Origin of the sequence: Cetobacterium sp. (genome assembly GCF_051653945.1) — a bacterium.
Lineage (GTDB): Bacteria > Fusobacteriota > Fusobacteriia > Fusobacteriales > Fusobacteriaceae > Cetobacterium_A.
On sequence record NZ_JBOFXD010000084.1, the window covers coordinates 12,708 to 38,017 of the forward strand.

Below are 25,310 nucleotides of genomic sequence, written 5' to 3' on the forward strand. Positions count from 1 at the left end.
TCCTATTTTATAGGGTACACCCCTATAGTATGATAATAGCACATTAATAAAAAAAAATCCACTTTTTTTAGTGGATTTTTACTTTTCTAATTCAACAGTTACTTTTAATCTTTTTAAACCTGTTTGAATAGCCTTTATTTTAAATTTACTGATACCTTTAATTTCTAAAAGTTCTTCAGTTGAAGCTTCTTGAATTTTAGATAAGTTACCGTAATTATTTACTATTTTATCTATATCTCTTTTTGTTAATTTTGTTATTTTATCTAAAATTCTATATCCTTTTGGTGTTACTCTATTTCCTAAAGCTGAGTATGTTTTTCCATAATCAAGAACTGCTGATAATTTCTCTAACTCTTTCAATTCATCATCTGTAAGTTTAGACAATCTATCTGTTATCTCAATTAAATCAAAAGGAGCATTGGAATAATTCCAATAATCTCTTAAGAAATCTTCTTTTTCACTTTCAATATCCTGAATTAAATCGTTTAGATGTAATCTAACAAGTCTTCCGTCTACACCTAATTCAGTCATATAAGCATTCATCTCTTGGAATATCCTTGTTACCTTTTCGAATCTTTGAAGTACAACAGTTACCTCGTACAATGTCACTAAATCATCTAATTCAAGAATTGTTAAGTTCCCTAAAGCTTTATCTAAAACAAAACGATATCGTTCTAACGTATTAAGTCCTTGAGAGGCTTCTCCCATTAGGTCCGAAGTACTTCTAAGCCTATGCTTCATTTCACCCTTATATATTGTTACAACTTTTTTTCTTTCTGATACTGCTATAACTAACTTATCTGTTTGTTTCGCTACTCTTTGGGCTGTTCTATGTCTTGTCCCACTCTCATTTGTAGAGAATCTCATACTTGGTTGCAAATGCACATTTGCAGAGTGTATTCTTGTTATATCAGAGTCTAATATTATAGCTCCATCCATTTTACAAAGTTCAAATAATTTTTCTGGTGTATATTCACAATTTATTTCAAATCCACCATCCATTATTTTCTGAACTTCAGAATCTAAACCGACAACTATTAAAGCTCCCATTTCACCATCTAAAACGTTATATATCCCCTCTCTTAACTTTGTCCCTGGAGCCAAAAGAGAAAGAATCTCTAAGAATTCTGGGTTATTCATCTTTACTCATCCTCTCTAAAAATTCTTCTAAATTTTTTAAATATATTATTTTTAATTTATAACTATTTTTCTCAATCTCTTTTCTATTTGCCTCAGGAACATATACACCTTTAAAACCAAGTTTTTCAAGTTCTCTCAATCTTCTATCTATAAAAAATGCTTTTCTAATTTCACCTCTTAATCCCAATTCTCCTATAGCTGCTATTTTTTGACTAATAGCTACATTCCTATATAAAGAAACTATCGATATAAGAGCTCCCAAATCAGCTGCTGGATCGTTTATAGAAAGTCCACCTGGTATATTTATAAAGAGATCTTTCATTCCCAAATGTAATCCCATTCTTTTTTCTGCAATTGCTGTCAATATTTGCATTCTGTTTCTATCAAATCCTTGAACAATTCTTTTAGGAATTCCAATAGTACAATCAGTAAGTAGCGTTTGTATTTCTAGAAGAAAAACTTTAGTTCCTTCTAATACTGGTACCACCATACTACCTATATTCTTTTCATCTCTTTCACTCAAAAAAAATTCTGACGAATTCTTTACCTCGTGTATTCCTGTATCTTCCATACTAAATACTGCTAACTCATTTGTAGATCCAAATCTATTCTTCAAACTTCTCAATATTCTATAAAAAAGTCCCTCTTCACCTTCAAAATGAAATACAGCATCTACCATATGCTCAAGTAACTTTGGTCCAGCTACCTTACCATCTTTTGTTATATGACCAACTATAAAAAATGAAACATCATTTTTTTTAGCTAGTTCAATTATTTTTAAAGTGCACTCTCTTATTTGAGTTGGTGTTCCTGGAATAGAGTCCACTTCTGAATTATACAGTGTTTGAATAGAATCAACAATAACTATTTTTGGTTTTTTTGTAATAACATATTCATATATACTTTGAATATCAGTTTCTGACATCAAATATAAATTCTCTGAATATATTCCAAGTCTTTCTCCCCTAGACTTTATTTGAGCGGGGGATTCCTCTCCCGATACGTATAGAACATCTCCATACTCTGTATATTCTTTAGCTGTTTGTAAAAGAAGTGTCGATTTTCCAATACCTGGATTTCCAGTTATTAATACTACTTCTCCCTTTACTAACCCTCCACCTAAAATCCTGTCAAATTCAGAAATTTTAGTCTTATACCTAAAGTTTTTTTCTAATTGTACATTGGCAAAAGATACAACCTTTTCCTGTATATTAACAAGGGAATTTGTAGATGACTTTATGCTTTTTGCTGCAATTGGAGAAATTTCAATCTCTTCTTCAAAAGTTCCCCATTCTCCACAACCATCACATTTACCCATCCACTTTATAGTTTTAAATCCGCACTCACTACATACATAAAAACTCTTTGCCTTTGCCATTTTTACTCCTCAAATCTTTTTTTTATCTTCTCTATTACAAATTCATCTAAATACTTATCTAATTTCCCTTTATAGAGTGCTAATTCCCTAACAACTGAAGAGCTTACGTACAAATACTCTTTTGATGCTGGAATAAAAACTGTTTCAATCTCACCATTTGAAATATCATAATTTCCATATGCCAGTGATAATTCATACTCATAATCAGTAACTGCTCTCAGACCTCTGATTATATACTTACACCCGATCTCATTCATATAGTTAGCCAAAAGTCCATTATGTTCAACTACTTCTATATTCTCTATATCTTTCAAAACTTCCTCTACCATCTCTTTACGCTCTTCTAAAGAAAATAAAGTTTTTTTTGCACTATTATTTAAAACTGCAACAACTAATTTATCACACATTTTACTTGCTCTTTTTATTATCTCTTTATGGCCTTTTGTTATTGGGTCAAATGTCCCTGAGTATAAAGCTAATTTCATCCCACACCTAACTTTCTAATAATATTTCGTAATCTTTTAGTAAATCTCTATTTTTTGTTGTTATCTCTATTGTTTTTCCAGAAGCTTGTAAAAGAGATTTAATAAAATCAAAATATATCTCCTCTATTTTTTCTTTAACTGAGGATTTTGTGATTATCTTTACATTTTTTATATCTTTTTCACTAACTATATCTTTTAGTTCTTTTATTATATTTTCTACAATAGCTCTACTTCCCTTTATTTTCCCTGTCCCTTTACATACTGGACACTCATCTTGAAAATAGTAGCTCAAAGGTTTTCCTAATCTTTTTCTAGTCATCTCTACTAGTCCTAAATCTGTAAAATGAATTATATTAGTCTTAACTCTATCTTTTGCTAAACTTTCTTCTAATACCTTCAATACCTTTTGTTTATCCTCTTCAACTTTCATATCAATAAAGTCAATAATAATAATTCCACTCAGATTTCTTATTCTCAGTTGCCTAGCTATTTCTACTGCCGCTTCTATATTTGTTTTAACCACAGTTTCTTCTAGATTCATAGTTCCTATATTTTTTCCAGTATTAACATCTATACTTACCAAGGCTTCAGTTTTTTCAATTACAATGGAACCACCACACTCTAGCATAGTTGTTACTTCTAATGATTTTTCTATCTCTTTTTGAATACCATATTTGTAAAAAATCTCCTCTTTTTCTGTATAAAGTTTTATTTTCATTTTTGGTATTCCTTCACTAAAAGCTCTTATATAATCTATGATTTCCCAATAAACCTCTTCATTATCCACAACTATCTCATCAATATCGTTACCTATAATATCACGCAACACTTTACTCACAATGCCATTATCTTTGTATAGTAATTCACCTGTTTTTGCTTTCTTTATTCTAATCTCTATCTCTTCCCATTTCTTTATTAAGTACTGTAACTCCTTTTCGAAATGATAGATGCTTTTTCCTTCGGCTGCAGTTCTTATTATAACACCCATACCCTCTGGAACTATTTCTGAAAACAACTTTTCTAGTCGCTCTCTTTCTATTTCGTCTTTTATTTTTTTTGATATAGCGATATGGTTATTATTTGGCATTAAAACCAAAAATTTCCCAGGTATAGTATAGTGCGTTGTTACTCTTGCACCTTTACTACCTCTAGGATCACTTAAAACTTGAACAACTACTTCATCTCCTACATTTAATAGGTCTTCTATTGGTTTCCCACTATTTACTATTCCAGTTAAATATTTTTCTTCAAAATCTCTCAAATCCTTAACATATAAAAATCCATTTTTTTCAAGTCCAATATTGACAAAGGCTGACTCCATCCCTGGAAGAACATTTGCAACTTTCCCTTTGTAAATGTTCCCATTTAGTGTTCCTTCACCCTCTCTTTCAATATGAACTTCCATAACTTTTCCATTTTCTAAAACTGCTGCTCTTGTTTTAAATTTATTGGTATTTATTATTACTTGGTTCATTTATCTCTCCCCTAAGAACCTGTTTCCATGAGTAAATTTTTTCATTTATTTTGATTCTATCTATCTCTAATGTATTATTCATTTTTATCACTAAATCTTTTCCTAGCTTCTCTCTATTAATTTTGTTTATACCTACAATTTTGGAAACATTCTTTTCATTAATTTCTACTTCTAATCTTTTTTCCTCTTCATATATTTCTTTAAGAAAATCATAATATATCTCTCCAACCACCAACTCTCTGAAAGCTGGATGGAAAGGTCCCCCTAAAACATTTTCGTTGTCATTTAATTCTTCTGTCGGTTGTAATCCTACTCTAACAATGTTTATATTATTATAATCTAAAAGTGAATATATTTTTTTACACCTTTTCACAGCTTCCTCCAAAGTTAAAGGTATATAACTTCCCTTCTTGAACATATCTGCCATTTCAGTTTCTTTTATTACTAACGTTGGATAAATTCTTGCAATATCGGGTTTTAATTCCACTGTTTTAACAGCACTAGCAAAATCACTTTCATCAGTAGATCCAGGTAACCCTAACATAAGTTGAATTCCTAACTCAATTCCTGCTTCTTTTATCAATTTTGAAGCTTCGTATACTTTTTCCATTGGATAAAATCTATGTGTTTTTATTAACACTTTTTCATCTAAAGATTGAACTCCTAACTCTACAGTTGTAACTCCGTATTTTTTCAGCATATCTACTATTTTTTTATCAATATAATCAGGTCTTGTTGATAATCTTATGCCATCAATCAAACCATTTTTTATATATTCATAAACTACAGATAGATATTCTTCTTGCAACTTTATAGAAATCCCTGTAAAAGTTCCACCAAAAAAAGCCACCTCTTTCTTGGATTTTTTTGGAAGAGTTTTTAAGTATGTTTCAATTATATTTTTTATATCCTCTGTGGTTACATCTGTCTCTCTACCATTTATCTTTTTTTGATTACAAAATACACAATCATTTGGACATCCAAAATGACTTATAAAAATTGGAATATTATAGTGTTTCATAAAGTTTTACTCCTAACTTTTTACAAATATCTTTTGCTGCCGATTGTTCTGCACTTTTTTTATTTTTACCTTTTCCATAACCTTTTAAATCGTCCTTTATAACTGCAACAACCTCAAAAACTTTTAAATGATCTGGCCCAGCTTCGCTAACTACTTGGTAAGTTGGAATTATTTTATATTCTTTTTGGCTATACTCTTGTAGTATTGTTTTAAAATCTAAAATATCCTCATTTTCATTTATATGTTCAATTGGATACTTTAAAAATTTCATAGCTATATCTTTTGCCACTGTAAAATCTGAATCTAAATATACAGCACCTAATATTGCTTCAAAAACATCACCTAGTATTGAATTTCTTTCTCTTCCACCAGTTAATTCTTCACCCTTGCTCAGCATTAAATATTGTCCAAAACCTAAACTTTTTGATATTCTTGCCAATACAGGTTCACTTACTACCATAGCTTTTAGTTTTGCTAAGTCCCCTTCTAAAGCATTCGGGTAACTTTTATATAGATACTCTGTCACAATAAGATCTAGAACTGCATCTCCTAGCAGTTCTAGTCTTTCATTATTTAATTTTCTATATTTAGCATGTTCATTTCCAAAAGACCTATGGATAAGTGCATTTTTTAATAAATCCTTATTTTTAAAGGCATAACCTATTTTATCCTCTAATTCTAAGTATGATCTTTTCACTTATCTCTCTCCTTTTTTACTTATATTTTCTCATAGCAATTACAGCGTTGTGCCCACCAAACCCTAATGAACTTGACATCCCAACTTCTATATCTCTTTTTACCATTTCATTTGGAGTATAGTTTAAATCTAGTGTTGGATCAGGATTATCTAAGTTTATTGTTGGAGGTACTACTCCTTCTGCTATTGATAATGCTAAAATTACTCCTTCGATTCCTCCAGCTGCTCCTAGTCCATGACCAGTAGCTCCTTTTGTTGAAGATATATTCAGAGTATAAGCTGAATCTCCAAAAGCATCTTTTATAGCTGCAGTTTCATTTCTATCATTTGCAGGTGTTGATGTTCCGTGAGCATTAATGTATCCTACTTCTTCTGGTTTTATGTTCCCCTCTTCCATAGCCATAACAAAAGCTCTAGTAGCTCCTTCTCCACCTTCTGCTGGTGATGTAATATGGTATGCATCACAAGTTTCTCCGTAACCTACTACTTCTGCGTATATCTTTGCTCCTCTAGCTTTTGCTGATTCTAACTCTTCTAAAATTAGAATACCTGCTCCTTCTCCCATTACAAATCCATCTCTGTCAGCTGTAAATGGTCTTGAAGCTTTTTCAGGCTCATCGTTTCTTGTTGATAGTGCTTTCATATTTGCAAATGCATTTATTGCAAATTTTGTAATACATGCTTCTGTACCACCTGTAATCATTGCGTCTGTTCTTCCTGATTTTATCATCTCATAAGAATCACCAATTGAATGAGTTCCAGCAGCACATGCTGTTACAACAGCCTTATTTGGTCCTTTTGCACCAAAATAAATTCCAACATTTCCTGATGCCATATTGTTTATCATTGCTGGTATTGTAAAAGGAGATATTCTTCTTACTCCTTTTTCTAACATTGTTCCATACTGATCTTCAAAAATTTCTATTCCACCAATTCCTGATGATACTATCGTTCCAACCTTAGTTGCATTTTTATCATCTATAACAAGTCCTGAGTCTTCTAATGCCATTTTTGCAGCGGCAATTGCAAATTGTGTATTTCTAGCTAATTTTTTTACTTCTTTCTTTTCTATTCCAAACTCTGTTGGGTCAAAATCAGTAACCTCTCCAGCTATTTTAACAGCACTTTCTGTTGTATCAAAAGATTTAATCTCTTTTATTCCACATTTTCCAGCCTTAATAGCTTCCCAAGATTTTTCCGTCCCAGTACCTAGTGAAGTTATTAAACCAACTCCTGTTACAACTACTCTTCTCATTATTTATCCACCTCTTCGTTATTTTTCCAAAAAATATAACTAAAGGGGTACTTTCATACCCCTTTAAATTTATCTTACTTATTTGACTCAATGTAGTTTACAACGTCTTGAACAGTTTTAATTTTTTCTGCTTCTGTATCAGGAATCTCTACGTCGAACTCCTCTTCGAAAGCCATTATTAATTCAACTGTATCTAGTGAATCTGCTCCTAAATCCTCTACGAAGTTTGCCTCTAAAGTTACTTGATCAGCGTCAACTCCTAATTGCTCTACAACTATTTCTCTTATTTTATCTAACATGTGTTTTCCTCCTAATTTTTAAATTATTTATATTAATATATTAGCAAATTTAATATATTTTTTCAAGTTTTATAATCTTTAGTATTTTATACTAAATCTGAAAGTTTTTCAACATTGATAACTTCAATCTCTTTATCAATCTTTTTTATTAAACCATTTAATACTTTTCCAGGTCCAATTTCATATACAGTAGTTACTCCTGCTTCTTTTAAAGCTAATATTGTATCAACCCATTTTACTGGTCCAAAACTTTGTCTGTATAATTCATCTTTTAATTCATCAACTTTTGTAATCTCTTTTGCCGTTGTATTAGCAATTAAAACTACTGAAGAATCTTCAAATTTAAACTTTTCTAAAGCTTCTTTTAATATTTCACCAGCTGGTTGCATTAAGCTTGAGTGGAATGGTCCAGAAACTGATAATTCCATAGCTCTTCTTGCTCCCGCTTCTTTTAAAGCTACACAAGCTTTTCCTATAGCTTCCTTTTCTCCTGCTATTACAGTTTGCTTAGGCTCATTGAAATTTACCGCTTCAGCTACTCCGTCTACTGATTTTAAAGTTTCAACTATCTTATCGGCATCAAGTCCAATTATTGCTGCCATTGTTCCTGCAACCTCTCCTGATACCTTACTCATTGCTTTTCCTCTCAATGAAGTTAGCTTTACAGCATCCTCCATAGATAAAAATCCTGCTGAACCAATTGCTGCATACTCTCCTACAGAGTGTCCTGCTACATAGCTTGGTTCAATTCCTTTTTCTCTTAACAATTTCTCTAAAACTAAACTCATTGCTACTATAGCTGGTTGAGTATTTTTAGTATCTTTTAATTCCTCTTCGCTACCTTCAAACATAACTGATTTTAAATCAAAATCTAAATTAGAGAAGATTTTATCAAACTCTTTTTTAGCTAATTCATTATTTTCATAAAGTTCTTTTCCCATACCAACGTACTGTGTTCCTTGACCTGGAAAAACAAAAGCTATTTTACTCATATTAACTCCTTTTTATAAATAACATGTGTTTTTTAATATACCATATTATTTTTACTCTGTCAATTTTAAATTTAATAAGACCATTTAATTATCATTGAAGCATATGTTAATCCTGCTCCAAATCCTGTTAATGCTATTGTATCTCCTTTTTTTACAAGACCTTTGTCTAAAGCTTCACCTAAAGCTAATCCAATAGAAGCTGATGATGTATTACCTAATTTATTTAAATTTAAATAGAACTTATCCATTGGAATTTCTAATCTTTTTGAAGCTGCCTCTATTATTCTAACATTTGCTTGATGCGGGAATACCATATCTATATTTTCTGCTTTTAAGTTTGCTCCTTGTAATGCCTCTAAAGTAGCTTTTGGAAGAGCTTTTACAGCAAATTTAAATACATCCTGTCCTTTCATTTGTAAGAAGTTTGATCTCTCATCTAAAACCTCTTGACTCAGCGGCTTTCTAGTTCCTCCTGCTGGTGTTCTAAGAGCTCCTTTTACATCAGCTTCTGCTCCTAAGAACTGCGATAACATTCCATATCCTTCTTCTACTTCAGCTACCACTGCTGCTGCTGCTCCATCTCCAAATAAAACACAGGTATTTCTATCTTGCATATCTACACACTTAGATAAAACCTCTGCTCCTACTACTAATATTTTTTTATTCATTCCAGAAGCAATTAAACCTTTTGCCATTGTTAAAGCATAAACAAATCCACTACATGCTGCATTTATATCTACTGCTGCTGCGTTTACAGCTCCTATTAACTCTTGTACAACACATGCTGTACTTTGAATTGGATAATCAGGTGTTGTTGTTGCTAAAATTATCATATCAATATCTTCTGCAGAAAGTCCTGCTTTTTCTAAAGCTTTTTTTGATGCTTCTGCTCCTAAATCTGATGTTGCTTGATCTGCACTTGCAAATCTTCTTTCCTCTATCCCTGTTCTTGTCCTAATCCACTCATCTGATGTATCTATAATTTTTTCAAAATCAAAATTTGTCATTACATTTTCTGGAACATAAGTTCCTAACCCTATTATACCTACATTTTTAAGCTTCATCGCTTCCTCCTTGATTCTGTTTCATTACCTCTGTTAATCTATCTATAAATTTGTCTTCTGCAAACTTATTGGCAACTTTCAAAGCATTTTTGATTCCTCTAGCTGTTGAGTTTCCGTGAGCTTTTATAGAAATTCCATTTATTCCTAAGAAAAGAGCTCCTCCATACTCTGAAGAATCTAATTTTACTTTTAATTTTTTCAAAATAGGCTTTAATAAAAGGGCTCCTATTTTTCCTAAAGTACTTTTATTTATCTCTTCTTTTAAAATTGAAAATATAAATTTAGCAGTTCCTTCAGCTGTTTTTAAAACCATATTTCCAGTAAAACCATCAGCTACAATGACATCAACCTCTCCGTCCATCATCTCTCTACTTTCAATGTTTCCTATAAAATTTATTTTATCATTACTTTTCAAAAGATGGAAGGCCTCTCTTGTAATTTCATTACCTTTTCCTTCTTCAGCTCCTATATTTAATAGTCCAACTTTTGCATTTGAAACACCAAACATCTCTTCATAATATAGAGTTCCCATTGTTGCAAATTGATTTATAAACTCAGGTCTGCAATCAGCATTTGCTCCTACATCCATTAAAACAATATCTCTTTTTTTACTTGGAAATATTGTTGTTATTGCAGGTCTTAAAACTCCCTTTATTCTTCTAAGTTTAAGTTGACTAGCACTTATTAGTGCTCCTGTATTTCCTGCTGAAACTGACGCCTCAACCTCTCCAGATTTCACTAATTCTAACATTTTATTCATAGATGAATCCTTTTTAGTCCTTACAGCTGACATTGGATCATCTGTCATCTCAATAACTTCTCTAGCATCATAAATTTCTATTCTATTTTTATCATAAGTATACTTTTCTAATTCTTCTTGTATTTTCTCTTTTTTTCCAACTAAAACTACGGTTAAATCTTTTAGTTCATCCAAAGCTTGTATAGCACCCTTTACTGTTTCTAAAGGTGCAAAATCTCCACCCATAGCATCTAAAGCAATTCTCATATTTTCTCCTCAATCAATATATAATTATTAAACTATTATATCATATTTTTGGAAATAAAAAAAAGCAAGATTTAACTATCCCGCTTTTTTTTATAAGATATTACTCTACTTCTGTAGCTAATACTTGCTTTCCGTTGTAATCTCCACATGCAAGACAAACTCTGTGCGGTCTTCTTGGTGCTCCACATTTGTCACAAGTTGCTAAAGTAGAACCTTTTAATGCGTCGTGAGATCTTCTCATGTTTTTCTTAGCTTTCGAAGTTTTCTTCTTAGGTACTGCCATCTTAGTTTCCCTCCTAATACATTCATATTTAAAAATTTAAAATTTTATGTCTAATAATTGCTGCCATCTTGGGTCAACATCCTCTTTAGAGTATTTTTCTACTTCAGAAGTATCTGAACACTCTGGAAGACATGCCTCATATTGTGACAAATCAAGTATTATATATTCTCTAACCAGATCAGAGATATCTATTTCGCTATTTATAGCTTCTTCAAAATGTTTGTCTCCAAACTCCTCTTCTGGCTTCAGACTAGATATATACTTAGAATATTCTTTTGGATCTAAATACTCCCCTTTGAATTCTCCTTGAACTAAAGGCTCTATCTCCGCTAGACATCTAACACACTCTAATCTTAGTACTGCTCTATAAGACCCTTCAATTACATAACCACTTCCCTCTTTATAGGCTTTTCCTTTTATAGTTACACCTTCTGGAATGTCCATAGAATCCATAGTCTTTTCAACATAATCAAAGGCTACCTCTGATTCATTAATAATTTCACTAAGCTTGATTATCAATGTTATCCTCCTTATAATTACAATACCTTAATATTTTACTAGTTTTTTTAAAGGTTGTCAAGTAATTTTTCTTAACAACCCTTTATATTTTATACATTAAATAAAAACTCCATTAAGTCTCCATCTTTTACAATGTATTCTTTTCCTTCTAATCTTAGAACTCCTGCTTCCTGAGCTCCTTTCCATCCAGAATACTTTATAAAGTCCTCATATCCAACTACTTTTGCTCTGATGAACCCTCTTTCAAAATCTGTATGAATTTCTCCAGCTGCTTTTGGAGCTGTATCTCCTATTCTTATAGTCCAAGCTCTTACTTCTTTTACACCCGCTGTGAAATAAGTTTGTAATCCTAACAGTTTAAATCCTGCTCTGATTAATCTATTTAATCCTGGCTCCTCTACTCCTAAAGCCTCTAGGAACTCTTTTTTATCTTCATCTTCCATCTCTTGAAGTTCTGATTCAACTTTTGCAGAAACTACAACAACCTCTGCTCCTAAATTTGCTGCGTACTCTTTTACTTTTTCTACATACTCGTTTCCTGTAGCTAACTCATCTTCTGACACATTCGCTGCAAACATCATTGGTTTTTGTGTTAAAAGTTGATACGTTCTCATTAACTCTTGCTCTTCAGGTGTTAGTACTAATGTTCTTAACATCTTATACTCGTCTAAATGAGCTTTACATTTTTCTAAAACTGGCATCAATACTAATGCTTCTTTATTTTTTGCTTTAAATAATTTAGATTGCTTCTCTATCGCTTTTTCAATAGTTTCCATATCAGCTAAGATTAGCTCTCCATTTATAATTTCAATATCTCTTATTGGATCTACACTTCCACTTACGTGAATAATGTTCTCATCCTCAAAACATCTAACAACTTGACAAATCGCAGCAGTAGTTCTAATGTTTGATAGGAATTTATTTCCTAGTCCTTCACCTTTTGCTGCTCCCTCAACTAAACCTGCAATATCCACAAATTCAACTGTTGCATGTTGAACTCTTTGAGGATTTATTATTTTTGATAACTCATCTAATCTTTGATCTGGAACTGTTACCATTCCTACGTTTGGTTCTATTGTACAGAACGGATAGTTTGCTGCTTCTGCCGCTCCAGCTTTTGTTATTGCGTTAAAAAGAGTTGACTTTCCTACATTTGGAAGTCCTACTATTCCTATACCTATCATCTTAGAGATTCCTCCTGAAATTTTATTTTACTTTAGATTTTACCATATATAAAATCTTTTGTAAATAAAAAAACCCTCACTTTATTTAGTAAGGGTTTTAATTCTTAAGCTTTTTCACCTACATAGTTTTCTTGAGTTAACTTTTTTAATCTTACTTTTGGTTCACTTGGTAATCCAAATCTTGGAATAAATCTATCTAACCCTGTCAATGTTGCTATTAATATTGTTGATACTGCTATTAATGCTAGGAAATTAAACTTAATTATATCCATTGCACTAAATTTATATAACGGATAAACCGCTTGAGCTATTCCTAAATAGAATCCTATATATACATGCCACGGAATTAGTTGTGATCCAAACACTCCTAGAGCATCACTAAACGTTGCATTTCTAAGTCTTAATATTTCAATATCCTCTGGTGACCCCTCAACATTTTTCTCAACAATCTCTCTTATAATTGGCCCCATAGTTACTATTTGTGCCATCTCATCTGCTAAACCAGCATTTCCTAAAATTGATAACAATCCATTACAAAACATCAATTGTCTTACATTCTTAGATACTGAAACCACTATATTTGATAACGGTCTGAATGCGTCCATCAATTTCATAATACCACCAAATGCTGCAACCCACATCATCATTACAATTACCCAAGAACCTGCACCTTCAAATCCCGAATATAATAAGTCTAAAAATGCTCCTGTGTTTTCAACTGTTCCTGCAAACATTCCTAGTACGTATGCCGCAAATATTCCTATAAATAAACATAAAAGCGTTGTCAATCCTTTAAATGCTGCTATTAGAACAAGAACTAAAGGTATTATCATATAAGTCGGCACACCTGTTTTAACTTGATTTAATAGTGTAACAGCTGACTCTCTTTTCTCAGCTAGTACTGACCAAACTTCTTCAGGAATTTGTCCGATAGCTGTTGCTGCATCACCAGTTGTTGTTGGTAATCCCATCACTACACCAGCTACATAAAAAGCTATAATTCCTAATATTAAAACTAATCCTGACCAATATCCTTGATGTCTTATTCTTTTTACTACTTCTACTTTCTGAATTCCAGAACTTACAATTGTTGTATCAGATATAAGTCCTATATTATCTCCAAAACACGCTCCTCCAGCTATCGCTCCAACAGTTAAAGCTATATTCCCACCTACTATATGGTTAAGCCATAGAAATATTGGTGCACAAGCAGCAAACGTTCCCCAACTTGTCCCTGTTGCTATCGATAAAACTGATGTTACAACTATTCCTACAACAGCTACAGTTCTTCCAGTCAATCCTACATTTAAAGCTAAGTTTATAATAGATGCCCCTACTCCTGTTGACATAAATACCTCTGCCATAGCGTAAGCAACCATCAAAATAAAAAATGCAACTTGCATCTCTTTTGCATTATTTATAACCGCTTCAATTATATCGTTTACTTTTTTCTTTTCAACAAATCCTGCAACTAATGCTGCATATACCGTTGCTATGGGTGCTGCTATTAAGGCATCATACCCCATAAACATTAACATTGCTAATATAGCAACTGGACTTAATTTTAATAGTTCTGTTATTCTACTCATCCTAAAACCTCCAAGTTTAATTTTATATTTTAGTTTCACTGAAATTTTAGGTAAAAAAAACTACCGTATAAAAAATACGGTAGCTAATCTGCAAAATATATCACAAATTTTGGATAGCACAACACCAGATTATATCTGATGACAGTCATGTGAATTTTTTCCACATGCCCAACAAAGATTTTTGACACAATCTTCATTTCGGCGAACTCCCCTTTCACTCAACTTCAACGCTTTGCCTAGCTCTATTGAGTTACTCTTGTTATTCGCAACCTCTACCTAAATATTAAATTTTCGAAACTTTAATTTATAATATCATCATTTTTTTTCTCTGTCAATTTATTTTTTTATTAAAGAAACTCCGTTCATTTCAGCTGGTTTCTCAATATTTAATATTTCTAACATTGTTGGAGCCACATCAGCTAACTTTCCGTGGTTTAATTCTCCTTTAAAATTATTAGAAACATAGATAAATGGTACTTCATTAGTTGTATGTGCAGTAAATGCCTCATTTGTTACTGGATCTACCATTTTTTCTGCATTTCCATGATCAGCTGTTATTAATACTGTTCCATCTAACTCTAGAACTTTATTAACAATCTCTCCTACACCCTTATCAACTGCTTTTATTGCTTTTACAGCTGCATCAAATACACCTGTATGTCCAACCATATCAGGGTTAGCAAAATTCATCACAATAACATCAAATTTATCAGAATTTAAAGCTTCTAAAACTTTCTTTGTTAATTCTGGAGCAGACATCTCTGGCTGTAAGTCATATGTAGCAACCTTTGGAGATGCCACCAAGATTCTTTCCTCACCATTGAACTCAGCTTCCTTTCCACCATTAAAGAAGAATGTAACGTGTGCATACTTTTCAGTTTCAGCAGTTCTTAATTGAGTTAAATTATGTTTTGATATAACTTCCCCTAAAGTGTTAGTTATCTCTTTATCTGTATAGATAATCTCCGCAGCTATAGTAGAATCGTATTGTCTCATACAGTAATACTTAGGCTCTAAATATTCTCTTTGGAATCCTTTAAAATCTTTATCTGTTAAAGCTCTTGTTATTTGTCTAGCTCTATCTGGTCTGTAATTGAAATTAATTACAACGTCACCTTTTTGAATCTCACCAGATTTTGTTAATAAAACTGGCTTTATAAATTCATCAGTTATTTTTTCAGCATATGAATCCTCTATAATTTGCTCAGGAGTTTTTTCAGTTACCTCTACTTTTCCAGTTATAGCATCATAAGCCTTTTCTGTTCTATCCCAGTTAGTATCTCTATCCATTGAAAAATATCTACCAGAAATAGTAGCGATTTCTCCTACTCCTATCTCTTTCATTTTCTCTTCTAATTTTTTCATAAACTCTAATCCTGAAGTAGGAGCAGTATCTCTTCCATCCATAAATGCATGGATATATACTTTTGTTAATCCTGTTCTTTTTGCCATCTCTAATAATCCAAATAAATGATTAATATGAGAATGAACTCCTCCATCTGATAAAAGTCCCATAAAATGAATTGCCTTATCATTGTTTTTAGCATAGTTAAATGCTTCCACAACTTTGGCTTTTTCAAAAAACTCTCCATCTCTAATCTCTTTTGTAATCTCTACTAGAGGTTGATAAATAACTCTTCCAGCACCTAAATTTAAGTGTCCTACCTCAGAGTTACCCATTTGTCCTTCTGGTAATCCTACAGCTTCTCCAGATGCTTTTATTAATGTATGTGGATAAGTATTAAATAATCTTTCAAAATTTTCTGGTTTTGCTTCTGCAATAGCATTTTTTTCTGCTACATTTGGGTTATATCCCCAACCATCAAGAACCATTAACATTAAAGGTTTTTTAGCCATTTTTAAGCCTCCTAATTTTTTATTATCTTGCTCCTGCTTTTATAACTTGAATAAATGTAGGTGCATCTAATGAAGCTCCTCCTACAAGTCCTCCATCTATATTTTCCATTGCTAATAACTCAGCTGCATTTTTAGCATTCATTGACCCTCCATATTGGATTGTCATTTCCGACGCTGCTTCTGCTCCAAACATAGCTATTAGTACATCTCTGATCTCTTTGTGAGTCTCTTCTGCCATTTCAGGTGTAGCTGTTTTTCCTGTTCCTATAGCCCATACTGGCTCATACGCTACAACAACTTTAACTGCCTCTTCAGATGTTAATCCTTCTAGACCTTCTCTAATCTGCTTTTCATTTACTTCAGCTGTTTTTCCTGACTCTCTTTCCTCTAATTTTTCTCCAATACATAATATTGGGATTAAATCGTGAGCTAAAGCCGCCTTTACTTTTTCATTGATGAAAGCATTTGACTCGTGGAAATATTCTCTTCTTTCTGAATGTCCTAATATAACATATTTTACCCCAATCTCTTTTAACATAACTGGCGATATTTCTCCTGTGTATGCTCCTGAATCTTTTGGATGCATATTTTGTGCTGCTATTGCAACATTCGATCCCTCAACTGTTTTTACAGCTGACTCTAAAGCTGTGAATGGAGCTCCAATTACAATCTCTACTCCTTCTACACCATTTGCTAACTCTTTTAACTCTGATAATGTAGCTTTTGTTTCTGCTACTGTTTTATTCATTTTCCAGTTTCCTGCGATTATTGTTTTTCTCATTGATTTCTCCCTCCAAAACTTTTTTATTAATTTTAATTTTATAATAACATAATTTCTAGTTTTTTAACACGCATGACATTGTCTATATTTTCATCCTATTTTGAGTATTTTTTTCTCTAATTCAGTAATTTTCTTCTACTTTCTTCTTTTAAAACTTCTTTTAAGTAATCTTTTGAGTTTGCTAATAAATCTTCAAGCAATGGTGCTATCGCTCCCTCTAAAATCTCTATAACTCCAATAAAATCCTCTTTTTTGAAGGATTCAAAAACTTCTTCAGCATATTTTTTAAACTCCTCTACATACTCATTATAATCAGAGTATATTAAATCTATAGCTGTTGCTTCTTTTAAAGACAGTACTATTCCAAATACCCACTCAACAAAACTTACCATTTCTATCAATTTCCCTATATCATTCATCTCTTCTTCCATTTCAGATAAATTATCAAAAAATCTATCTGAATATGGTTCTAAAAGGTATAATGATTCTATTAAAATTTCTCTATGTGAACGTGTTGTTAATTCTAAAATCTTTACTTTCTTATTTAAAGGTAATGATTTTCCGTCCACCATCTCTCCATCGAGTTTTAATTCAACTATGACCTCTCCTTTTTGAATTACATTCTCTTCTAATTTTTCTAACACATTCAACAACTTTGTATTTTTTATCCCTATATTTACCTTTTCACCATTTATAAAAATCTCCATTTCTACCCATCCTCATTTTAGTCATTTAAAATAATCTCGTACTACAGATATTGTAAAAAAAATTACATTTTTTGCCTGTTGATTTTCTAGAAATTCTTTTTCAATCTCTTCTATTGTCGAACCTGTTGTAACAATATCATCAACTATTAGTATATTTTTTTGAAAATAATTTTTTTCTATTTTAAAAGCTTTTTTCACATTATCTTTTCTTTTTTCATGCTCTTTTATTTCATACATATGTTTTGTATTTTTTACTCTCTCAATATTTTCAAATTTTATATCTGCTGATTTTAGAATTTCATCAACTTGATTATATCCTCTTTCTAGAAATCTTTTTTTATTCACAGGAACAGATATCACTACATCAATCTCTTCTTTTATCCGAATCTTTTCTATCGACTCTTTTACATACCTACTTAGACTGTTTGCAATATCTCTTCTATTTTTAAATTTTAAGTCAAAAATTATTTTTTTTACATCTGTATAATAATATAAGTAGTATAAATTTTCTCTCTGTTTTAAGTAACTCATTTTTTCTAGTTTTACAATACATTTAGAACACAAATACCCTTTATTTTCGAGATGGCCCCCACATAAAGAACAGGTATCATCAAACAATAGTCTTCTAAGGAGTTGCTTTAGCATATCTTTTGCCTTTTTTATTTTTTGTAAACTCTTTATCTACTATTTTCGCTGAATAAAACTCCGTATATCCACACTCTACACAAGTTTTTACATAATACGTTCCAATCTCTATTTTTAATCCAGGGCTTTTTTCTGGTATAACTGCAGTTTTGACTATATATCTATCACTTCCACATTTTAAACATTTAGAATCCAAGTTCATCACCCCAAAAAATATTCTTAATCCATTCTATTTTTTCACCTAGAAAAACTACTGCATCAAATCTTATTTTTTCATTCTCTAATCTATTTTTTCTTATAAACTCTTTTGCTGTTATATATATCTTTTTCATCTTTTTTTTATCTATCGCTTCTTGTGGCATTCCAAAAGATAAGCTTTTTCTATATTTAACTTCAAAAAAAACAAGGGTCGTTTCATCATAGCCAATTATATCTATCTCTCCAAAGGAACCTTGATAATTCATAGCCAACACTTTTACTCCAATGCTCTCTAAGTATTCTCTGCCTTTTTCTTCATAAACCTTCCCCTTGTTTCTTTTATTCATATTTTACTCTCCTAAAATTTTCTTTAAAAAACTTTTTCTATGAACTTTTTCAATAGGTCCCTTTTCTAATATCATTTCACGATGAGCTTTTGTTCCATATCCTTTATGTTTTTCAAAAGTATACTCAGGATAGAGTTTTGCTGTTTCAAGCATCATTCTATCTCTAGTAACTTTTGCTATTATCGAAGCTGCTGCTATAGCTAAACTTTTTGAGTCACCTTTTATTACAGGTTGCTGTTCTCCTTTATATTCTCTAATTTTGTGATTCCCATCTACTAAAACTTTTTTGAAGGTTGTTTCTTTTTCTATTTGCTCTATTGCTCTTCTCATAGCCAAAAAAGTAGCGTTCAATATATTTATTTCATCTATCTCTTTAACATCAGCAACTCCTATACCTATATAGAAATTATCCATAATAACTTCAAAGAGTTCCTCTCTCACTTTTTCACTTAGTTTTTTAGAGTCATTTATCTTATCTAACTTCTCATCATACTTTTTTAATTTAGCTACCGCTGCAACTACTGGCCCAGCCAAAGGTCCTCTTCCAGCTTCGTCCACTCCTATAATATCTCCGTTTTCTAAATCAAAGAGATACATTGTATTTTTTATATCCATTTCATCTCCACTATTTATAGGTTGTACCTATATATTTATATTTTTCCTTTTATTATTTTTGTAATCTTACTATCTTATTTATATCTAATTTTAGCCTCTTTGCTACATCTTTAAAGTCCTCTTTCAATTCTCCTAAAATTACCATCTCTTTTCCTGTTATAGGATGATTAAATTTTAAATAATAAGAGTGAAGCATTTGCCGTTTTATTAAGTCTGAACTACTTCCATAAACTTCATCTCCTAAAATAGGGTGATTTAAACTTTTCATATGTACCCTTATTTGATGAGTTCTACCTGTTTCTATTCCCACCTCCACTAAAGAAAATCCTTGTACGCTATCTATAACTTCATAATTAGTTATAGCTATTTTTCCATTTTCTGTTACAACAGCCATTTTCTTTCTATCTTTAAAATCTCTACCAATTAAAGTTTCTATTCTACCACTTATATTTTTAAAATTTCCTTTACATATACAAACATATCTTTTTTCAATAGTTTTATCTTTAAACATCTCTGTTAACTTCACGTGAGCTATATCATTTTTAGCTACAACTATTAATCCACTTGTATCTTTATCCAATCTATGAACAATTCCAGGTCTTATAACTCCGTTTATTGTTGATAAATCTTTTATATGATAAAGAACTGCATTTACTAAAGTTCCTGTGTAATACCCTTGAGCTGGATGAACAATTACTCCTGGATTTTTATTAATTATAACCATATCCTTATCTTCATATACTATATCTATTGGAATATTTTCAGGCAACACTTCAAGTACTTCATCTTCAGGAATCTTTACTATTATCAACTCTTTTCCTTTAAGTTTATTTCCATTTTTTATTTTAGGTTTATTATCGATTACCACATTTTCGTTATCAATTAATTTTTGAATATAACTTCTTGTAGCATCTACAAAAAATTCACTTAAAAAAGCATCTAGTCTTTTTCCTTTATCTTTTTCATCAACTTTTATTTCTATAATCTCTTTATATTTTTCCATCTTTCACTTCCTACCTAAACTCTATACTTTCTAGACAAAATTATATCACAAGTTATTTTCTATTACAAAATTATTACTAAAAAAAAAGAAATCTATTTTTTTTTAGTATATATGTTACAGAATGGTAAAATTATTAATTGCATTTTTTAATTTTAGGAGATTAATTAAAACGAGGAGGTTTATTTTTATGAAAAAATTAACACTTTTAGCATGTTCTTTATTCGCTTTTGCTGCTGTTGCTCAAGCAAAAGAAGTGGCTGCTCCTGTTACAAGCTCTAAAGAAGTTGTAGCTGAGCCTGTTATCATTGAAGAAGTTGTTGTAGCTCCTGTTGTTGAGAACCCTTGGGGATTTATTAACTTAAGAGCTGGATGGGATTTCTGGAGTGAATATGGAAACTATACACACAAAAATTCTAATGATAACTATCATCCATACGATCTTTCTAAAAAAACTAAAGATTTTGGTGGAGAGTTAGCTATTGAAGCTTACAAATCTTGGGATTATTTTGATTTAGGTCTTGGAGTTGCTTATCAACATCATATGAAAAGAAAAACTAATACCGATTCTTTTGATGATTCCTACTCTGGTGCTGAATACAAGTCAGTACCTTTATATGTAACTGGTAGATATGATATCAATTATTGGGATTGGGCAGCTACTCCATACATTAAAGCTAATATTGGTTACTCATTTAACTTTGATTCTAAATCAGTAAAACAAACTTTAAGTACTGGTGAAACTTATTCTTATGGAACTAAAGTTGACGATGGATTATATTGGGCAGCTGGTGTTGGAGTTCAATATGAAGACTTTAACGTAGATATCCTTTATGGTACTAACTATGCTAAAACTAAAGTTAGTGATGGTCCAGACAGCGTCAAATTCGATAACGACTATGAGAGAGTTACTCTTTCTGTAGGTTATAGATTCAATATTTGGTAAAAAGCATTTTAAATATATAAAAGGAGATAACTGCTAGTTATCTCCTTTTTCTTCTACTATTTATAACTCACAACTCTTGTATTATCTAGTACCCTAAATGTAAATGTTTCTGTTACAAACAATTCTACCTCTTGATTTGTATGCCCTTGATATCCTAAAGAAAAATCCTCTCCCAATACAAGCTCAATATTTTCATTATCATAAGGAACTAATAATGCTCCAGTTATATTATTTGAAACTATTATTGGCATACCTAATATTTTTTCCAATCTTTTTGCTAACGAATCATTTAAATTTACCATGTTTAAATATATAAACTTTTCAAGTCCCACAACCAATGCATACGGACCTTTACTAAATCCTGTATTTCTAAGTTTAGAAACTCCGTACATTAAATTTTTTATTGTTTCTTGTTCTGTTTTTCCAAAATCTAAAGCTTGTTTTTCATCTTTTAACAATCCTACTATACAAGCCTCATCTAATCCAAAATATACCGCATCTTCTTCAAATTTAGCTGCTTTTTTTAAAGCTTCATCTAAATTTGTATAATCTATATCTCTAGCCCCTCTTTCAAAATTATCCAATTCCCATCTACTTAATTTAAAAGTTATTCTATTTTCTACAAAAGGTTGTGTTTGATAAACACCATAACTTAAATCATCTTTTTTATGGATTACTAGCCTTCCAGTATTTACTCCACCTTTTTCTTTCCCTATAGGTCCAGTTACTTTTACAAACCTTCTAGCTGACAGTTGAGTTGTTAAAACCTCTTTTGCTCTCTCCTCTATATCTTTCCAAACTTTACCACTTATTGGCGCTAACTCTTTTTTTAGAAAATCCATATTATTTCCTCCTTATCCTTTTAATGAACCTATATTTAACGATTTTACATCTGTAACTACTTCACTTTTTTCTGACTCTTCTTTCTTTCCACCATTTCTTCCCATTAACTGAGCTTCTATCCCTACAATTTTTCCCTGTCTAAATATGTAATCTTCCATCTCTTTTCCAAATTCAAATTGATTTCTTCTTAACCATTCAACTATCATAACAGCATGCTCCATCTCTTCATTTCTATTATGAATCATAATCTCTTTAAGTTCAGGATCCACTGCCATCTCAGCTCTTTGATTATAATCATCAACTGCTTGTAGCTCCTCCTTTAAACTCTGTATTGCATAGTCTAAATCTGTAGCTTTTTTGCTAATTCCATCTAACATATTTCCTACACCTCCACATAATAAAATACTCCTCGTATATTATTATGTCTTTTTTCTCTTTTTCCTTCTTTAATTTTTTATTTATATAATTTTTAAATTTACAATCCAAATAGTAATTGAGTTTTTGAAAATTTGAAATATAGATAACTATAATTTTTTTTGGTATCATACTATCATAGTGTCTTTTTTTATAACGGTTCTTTTAAATGTTTGGCTTTTTTTATTTTTTATTTTATTTCTAGAAAGGTCGGGGGACATGACTATGATTGAAAAAGAAGATATAATTTTAGCACAAAACGGAGATGAAGAATCAATTGAAAAAATTATCAAAGAGTATCAAGGAGCAATCTATAAAAACAATCGTTCATTTTTTCTTAAAGGTGGAGATAGTGATGATTTAATGCAGGAAGGATTAATAGGTCTTATCAAAGCTATTAAGTCTTTCGACGAAACTAGGAACGCATGTTTTAGTACTTTTGCAAATCTTTGTATTAGAAGGCAGATGATTACAGCTGTTAAAAATCACAATTCTGATAAATACAAAAATCTAAACCAGGCAATGCAAGGTGAAGGATATTCTGCACAAGAGGAAAGTATTCATTACTTGCGTCCTTCTCTAGGATTTTATTCACCTGAAGATATCTTTTTAGGTAAAGAGTTAGTCAATTTTCTAACTGGTTTCCTTGAAGAAAATCTAAGTATCTTAGAGAAAAAAGTTTTTACGTATTTATGCAAAGAGTATACTTACGTTGAGATTGCGGATTTTTTAAATGAACCTCCAAAAAAAATAGACAATACTATTCAAAGAATTAAAAAGAAAATTTTAACTTATCTGGGTTCTTACTCAAAATAAAATGAAGGGGAGCAATTAAATTGCTCCCCTTCATTTTATTTACTAATACTGCTTCATTAACTCTTTTACTTTTGAAACAACATCATCTTTAGAAATCTCTAAAGTTTCATTAGTTCTTCTAATTTTTAACTCAACAATTCCTTCAGCAGCCTTTTTACCAGCTACAATTTTAAACGGATATCCAATTAAATCTCCATCTTTAAATTTAAATCCAATTCTTTCATCTCTATCATCTAAAGCTACATCTATGTTTGCATCTTGGAAATTTTTATAAATCTCTTCTGCTAACACTACTTGCTCTTCAGACTTCATATTTGCTGGAATCACTTCAACTACAAATGGAGCTATTGATGATGGCCAAATAATTCCATTCTCATCATTATTTTGCTCTATTGCTGATGCCATAGTTCTAGAAACTCCTATTCCATAACATCCCATCTCCATAATTTGACTCTTTCCATTTTCGTCTAAGAATGATGCGTTTAATGCTTTAGAATACTTATCTCCTAGCTTAAATATATGTCCACTTTCGATTCCTCTTGCACTTGCAAGCTCTCCTCCACACTTAGGACACTTTTCTCCAACCACTACCGTTCTTACATCTGCAACCACTTCTGCCTCATAGTCTCTTCCATAATTTACGTTTACATAGTGTGTATCTAATTTATTTCCACCTGCTGTATGATTAGATATTCCTATAATACTCTTATCAGCTATAACTTTTATTTTTGTTAAATCAGCACCAACTGGTCCTATGAATCCTTTTACTAATCCTAAATTCTCAATTTCTGAATCAGTTAGTAACACAACATCTATAGTATCAATTATATTTTTTAATTTAACTTCATTTACTTCAAAATCTCCTCTTATAAGAACCATATAAACGTTATCTGTCACAACATCTTTATACATCATAGCTTTTACAGTTTGCTCTACAGGTACATTTAAGTATTCCACAACATCAACAATTTTTGACACATTTGGTGTATCTACTAATTCAATCTCTAATGCCTCAGCTTTTGGTAACTCAACTATTGTACTTGTTGCTGTTTCAACGTTTGCTGCATATTCACATGATGTACAGTAAATGATTTCGTCCTCTCCTGACTCTGCTAAAACATGGAACTCTTGTGATCCACTTCCACCGATTGCTCCTGAATCTGCTTCAACTGCTCTAAACTTAAGTCCACATCTTTCAAATACTCTTGTATAAGCAGCCTTCATATTCTCAAACTCTTCATCTAAAGACTCTTTATTAGCATGGAATGAGTATGCATCTTTCATCATGAACTCTCTTCCTCTCATAAGTCCAAATCTAGGTCTTCTCTCATCTCTAAATTTAGTTTGAATTTGATACAAGTTTAATGGTAAAGATTTGTAAGATGATATATCATTTCTAATAATATCCGTTATTACCTCTTCATGAGTTGGTCCTAATGCAAACTCTCTTGAATGTCTGTCTTGAATTCTCATCATTTCAGCACCCATTACATCCCATCTTCCACTTTCTTTCCAAAGCTCTGCTGGTTGTAATACTGGCATAAATATCTCTTGAGCTCCTGCTCTATCCATCTCTTCTCTTACAATGTTTTCAACTTTTTTTAAAGCTTTTAAACCTAAAGGAAGGTATGTATAAACTCCACTTGCTAATCTTTTGATCATCCCTGATCTAAGTAACAGTTTATGACTTATTACTTCTGCCTCTTTAGGAGTTTCCTTAAGAGTTTTTACATAATATTTACTTAATCTCATCTT

General features: G+C 31.4%; 28 protein-coding genes and 1 riboswitch. Of the genes, 2 read left to right on the top strand and 26 right to left on the bottom strand.

Going from position 1 to position 25,310, the window contains the following annotated elements:
* Nucleotides 1–78 precede the first annotated feature (78 nt).
* From disA to ACRC8M_RS09345, 23 genes are all read right to left on the bottom strand, one after another.
* A complete protein-coding gene (gene disA, locus ACRC8M_RS09235) occupies nt 79–1,140 on the bottom strand; it encodes a DNA integrity scanning diadenylate cyclase DisA (protein WP_438528876.1) in 1,062 nt (353 codons plus the stop codon).
* Entirely contained in the window at nt 1,133–2,518 is a 1,386-nt protein-coding gene (gene radA / locus ACRC8M_RS09240) for a DNA repair protein RadA (protein ID WP_023051680.1), read from the bottom strand. The genes disA and radA overlap by 8 nt, the downstream gene beginning before the upstream one ends.
* A gap of 2 nt (nt 2,519–2,520) precedes the next feature.
* Nucleotides 2,521–3,003 (bottom strand): pantetheine-phosphate adenylyltransferase, encoded by a 483-nt coding sequence (gene coaD, locus ACRC8M_RS09245; RefSeq protein ID WP_438528877.1) that lies wholly within the window; start codon nt 3,001–3,003, stop codon nt 2,521–2,523.
* Nucleotides 3,004–3,010: 7 nt separating this feature from the next.
* Nucleotides 3,011–4,477, bottom strand: coding sequence for an Rne/Rng family ribonuclease (locus tag ACRC8M_RS09250; protein WP_438528878.1), 1,467 nt, complete (start codon nt 4,475–4,477; stop codon nt 3,011–3,013).
* Nucleotides 4,449–5,498, bottom strand: coding sequence for an elongator complex protein 3 (locus ACRC8M_RS09255; protein ID WP_438528879.1), 1,050 nt, complete (start codon nt 5,496–5,498; stop codon nt 4,449–4,451). Before ACRC8M_RS09255 ends, ACRC8M_RS09250 begins: the two co-directional genes overlap by 29 nt.
* A complete protein-coding gene (rnc, locus tag ACRC8M_RS09260) occupies nt 5,485–6,195 on the bottom strand; it encodes a ribonuclease III (RefSeq protein WP_438528880.1) in 711 nt (236 codons plus the stop codon). Before rnc ends, ACRC8M_RS09255 begins: the two co-directional genes overlap by 14 nt.
* 16 nt (nt 6,196–6,211) lie before the next feature.
* Nucleotides 6,212–7,450: a beta-ketoacyl-ACP synthase II gene (fabF, locus tag ACRC8M_RS09265; protein ID WP_438528881.1), complete on the bottom strand. Its 1,239-nt coding sequence runs from the start codon at nt 7,448–7,450 to the stop codon at nt 6,212–6,214.
* 74 nt (nt 7,451–7,524) lie between these two features.
* Nucleotides 7,525–7,749, bottom strand: a complete 225-nt coding sequence (gene acpP, locus ACRC8M_RS09270; protein WP_023051686.1) for an acyl carrier protein — start codon at nt 7,747–7,749, stop codon at nt 7,525–7,527.
* Nucleotides 7,750–7,835: 86 nt separating this feature from the next.
* Nucleotides 7,836–8,741, bottom strand: coding sequence for an ACP S-malonyltransferase (gene fabD, locus ACRC8M_RS09275; RefSeq protein WP_438528882.1), 906 nt, complete (start codon nt 8,739–8,741; stop codon nt 7,836–7,838).
* Between the two features lie 71 nt (nt 8,742–8,812).
* Nucleotides 8,813–9,805, bottom strand: a complete 993-nt coding sequence (locus tag ACRC8M_RS09280; RefSeq protein ID WP_438528883.1) for a beta-ketoacyl-ACP synthase III — start codon at nt 9,803–9,805, stop codon at nt 8,813–8,815.
* On the bottom strand, nt 9,795–10,811 hold the full coding sequence (gene plsX, locus ACRC8M_RS09285) for a phosphate acyltransferase PlsX (RefSeq protein WP_438528884.1): 1,017 nt from the start codon (nt 10,809–10,811) through the stop codon (nt 9,795–9,797). Before plsX ends, ACRC8M_RS09280 begins: the two co-directional genes overlap by 11 nt.
* A 100-nt stretch (nt 10,812–10,911) precedes the next feature.
* Nucleotides 10,912–11,094, bottom strand: coding sequence for a 50S ribosomal protein L32 (gene rpmF / locus ACRC8M_RS09290; RefSeq protein WP_297431897.1), 183 nt, complete (start codon nt 11,092–11,094; stop codon nt 10,912–10,914).
* Between the two features lie 36 nt (nt 11,095–11,130).
* Nucleotides 11,131–11,613, bottom strand: coding sequence for a YceD family protein (locus ACRC8M_RS09295; protein ID WP_438528885.1), 483 nt, complete (start codon nt 11,611–11,613; stop codon nt 11,131–11,133).
* An 89-nt stretch (nt 11,614–11,702) separates the two neighbouring features.
* Nucleotides 11,703–12,797 (bottom strand): redox-regulated ATPase YchF, encoded by a 1,095-nt coding sequence (gene ychF / locus ACRC8M_RS09300; RefSeq protein ID WP_438528886.1) that lies wholly within the window; start codon nt 12,795–12,797, stop codon nt 11,703–11,705.
* 104 nt (nt 12,798–12,901) lie between these two features.
* Nucleotides 12,902–14,386, bottom strand: coding sequence for a Na+/H+ antiporter NhaC family protein (locus ACRC8M_RS09305; protein ID WP_438528887.1), 1,485 nt, complete (start codon nt 14,384–14,386; stop codon nt 12,902–12,904).
* A gap of 106 nt (nt 14,387–14,492) precedes the next feature.
* Nucleotides 14,493–14,669: riboswitch (Lysine riboswitch) on the bottom strand.
* Between the two features lie 53 nt (nt 14,670–14,722).
* Nucleotides 14,723–16,243: a 2,3-bisphosphoglycerate-independent phosphoglycerate mutase gene (gene gpmI, locus ACRC8M_RS09310; protein WP_438528888.1), complete on the bottom strand. Its 1,521-nt coding sequence runs from the start codon at nt 16,241–16,243 to the stop codon at nt 14,723–14,725.
* 22 nt (nt 16,244–16,265) lie between these two features.
* Nucleotides 16,266–17,024, bottom strand: a complete 759-nt coding sequence (gene tpiA / locus ACRC8M_RS09315) for a triose-phosphate isomerase (protein ID WP_438528889.1) — start codon at nt 17,022–17,024, stop codon at nt 16,266–16,268.
* 116 nt (nt 17,025–17,140) lie between these two features.
* A complete protein-coding gene (locus ACRC8M_RS09320) occupies nt 17,141–17,731 on the bottom strand; it encodes a hypothetical protein (RefSeq protein ID WP_438528890.1) in 591 nt (196 codons plus the stop codon).
* Nucleotides 17,732–17,752: 21 nt separating this feature from the next.
* Nucleotides 17,753–18,262 carry a ComF family protein gene (locus ACRC8M_RS09325; protein ID WP_438528891.1) on the bottom strand — a complete coding sequence of 170 codons (510 nt, stop codon included), beginning with the start codon at nt 18,260–18,262 and terminating at the stop codon, nt 17,753–17,755.
* Between the two features lie 94 nt (nt 18,263–18,356).
* On the bottom strand, nt 18,357–18,578 hold the full coding sequence (locus ACRC8M_RS09330) for a zinc ribbon domain-containing protein (RefSeq protein WP_438528892.1): 222 nt from the start codon (nt 18,576–18,578) through the stop codon (nt 18,357–18,359).
* The gene (locus tag ACRC8M_RS09335) at nt 18,562–18,921 is read right to left on the bottom strand and encodes a YraN family protein (protein WP_438528893.1); all 360 of its coding nucleotides are present in this window, start codon (nt 18,919–18,921) and stop codon (nt 18,562–18,564) included. Before ACRC8M_RS09335 ends, ACRC8M_RS09330 begins: the two co-directional genes overlap by 17 nt.
* A gap of 3 nt (nt 18,922–18,924) precedes the next feature.
* Entirely contained in the window at nt 18,925–19,536 is a 612-nt protein-coding gene (locus ACRC8M_RS09340) for a ribonuclease HII (RefSeq protein WP_438528894.1), read from the bottom strand.
* 52 nt (nt 19,537–19,588) lie between these two features.
* Nucleotides 19,589–20,539: an RluA family pseudouridine synthase gene (locus ACRC8M_RS09345; RefSeq protein WP_438528895.1), complete on the bottom strand. Its 951-nt coding sequence runs from the start codon at nt 20,537–20,539 to the stop codon at nt 19,589–19,591.
* A gap of 187 nt (nt 20,540–20,726) precedes the next feature.
* On the opposite strand from ACRC8M_RS09345, the gene ACRC8M_RS09350 reads away from it, so the two are divergent.
* Complete coding sequence (locus ACRC8M_RS09350) at nt 20,727–21,482, top strand: outer membrane protein (RefSeq protein ID WP_438528896.1); 756 nt, start codon at nt 20,727–20,729, stop codon at nt 21,480–21,482.
* Nucleotides 21,483–21,538: 56 nt separating this feature from the next.
* Here ACRC8M_RS09350 and ACRC8M_RS09355 read toward each other — a convergent pair whose 3' ends face one another.
* On the bottom strand, nt 21,539–22,324 hold the full coding sequence (locus ACRC8M_RS09355) for a family 1 encapsulin nanocompartment shell protein (RefSeq protein ID WP_438528897.1): 786 nt from the start codon (nt 22,322–22,324) through the stop codon (nt 21,539–21,541).
* A gap of 12 nt (nt 22,325–22,336) precedes the next feature.
* Complete coding sequence (locus tag ACRC8M_RS09360; protein ID WP_438528898.1) at nt 22,337–22,702, bottom strand: ferritin family protein; 366 nt, start codon at nt 22,700–22,702, stop codon at nt 22,337–22,339.
* A 262-nt stretch (nt 22,703–22,964) separates the two neighbouring features.
* On the opposite strand from ACRC8M_RS09360, the gene ACRC8M_RS09365 reads away from it, so the two are divergent.
* A complete protein-coding gene (locus ACRC8M_RS09365) occupies nt 22,965–23,555 on the top strand; it encodes a sigma-70 family RNA polymerase sigma factor (protein WP_438528899.1) in 591 nt (196 codons plus the stop codon).
* Nucleotides 23,556–23,597: 42 nt separating this feature from the next.
* On the opposite strand, the gene ACRC8M_RS09370 is transcribed toward ACRC8M_RS09365, so the two are convergent.
* Nucleotides 23,598–25,307 (bottom strand): proline--tRNA ligase, encoded by a 1,710-nt coding sequence (locus ACRC8M_RS09370; protein ID WP_438528900.1) that lies wholly within the window; start codon nt 25,305–25,307, stop codon nt 23,598–23,600.
* Nucleotides 25,308–25,310 lie beyond the last annotated feature (3 nt).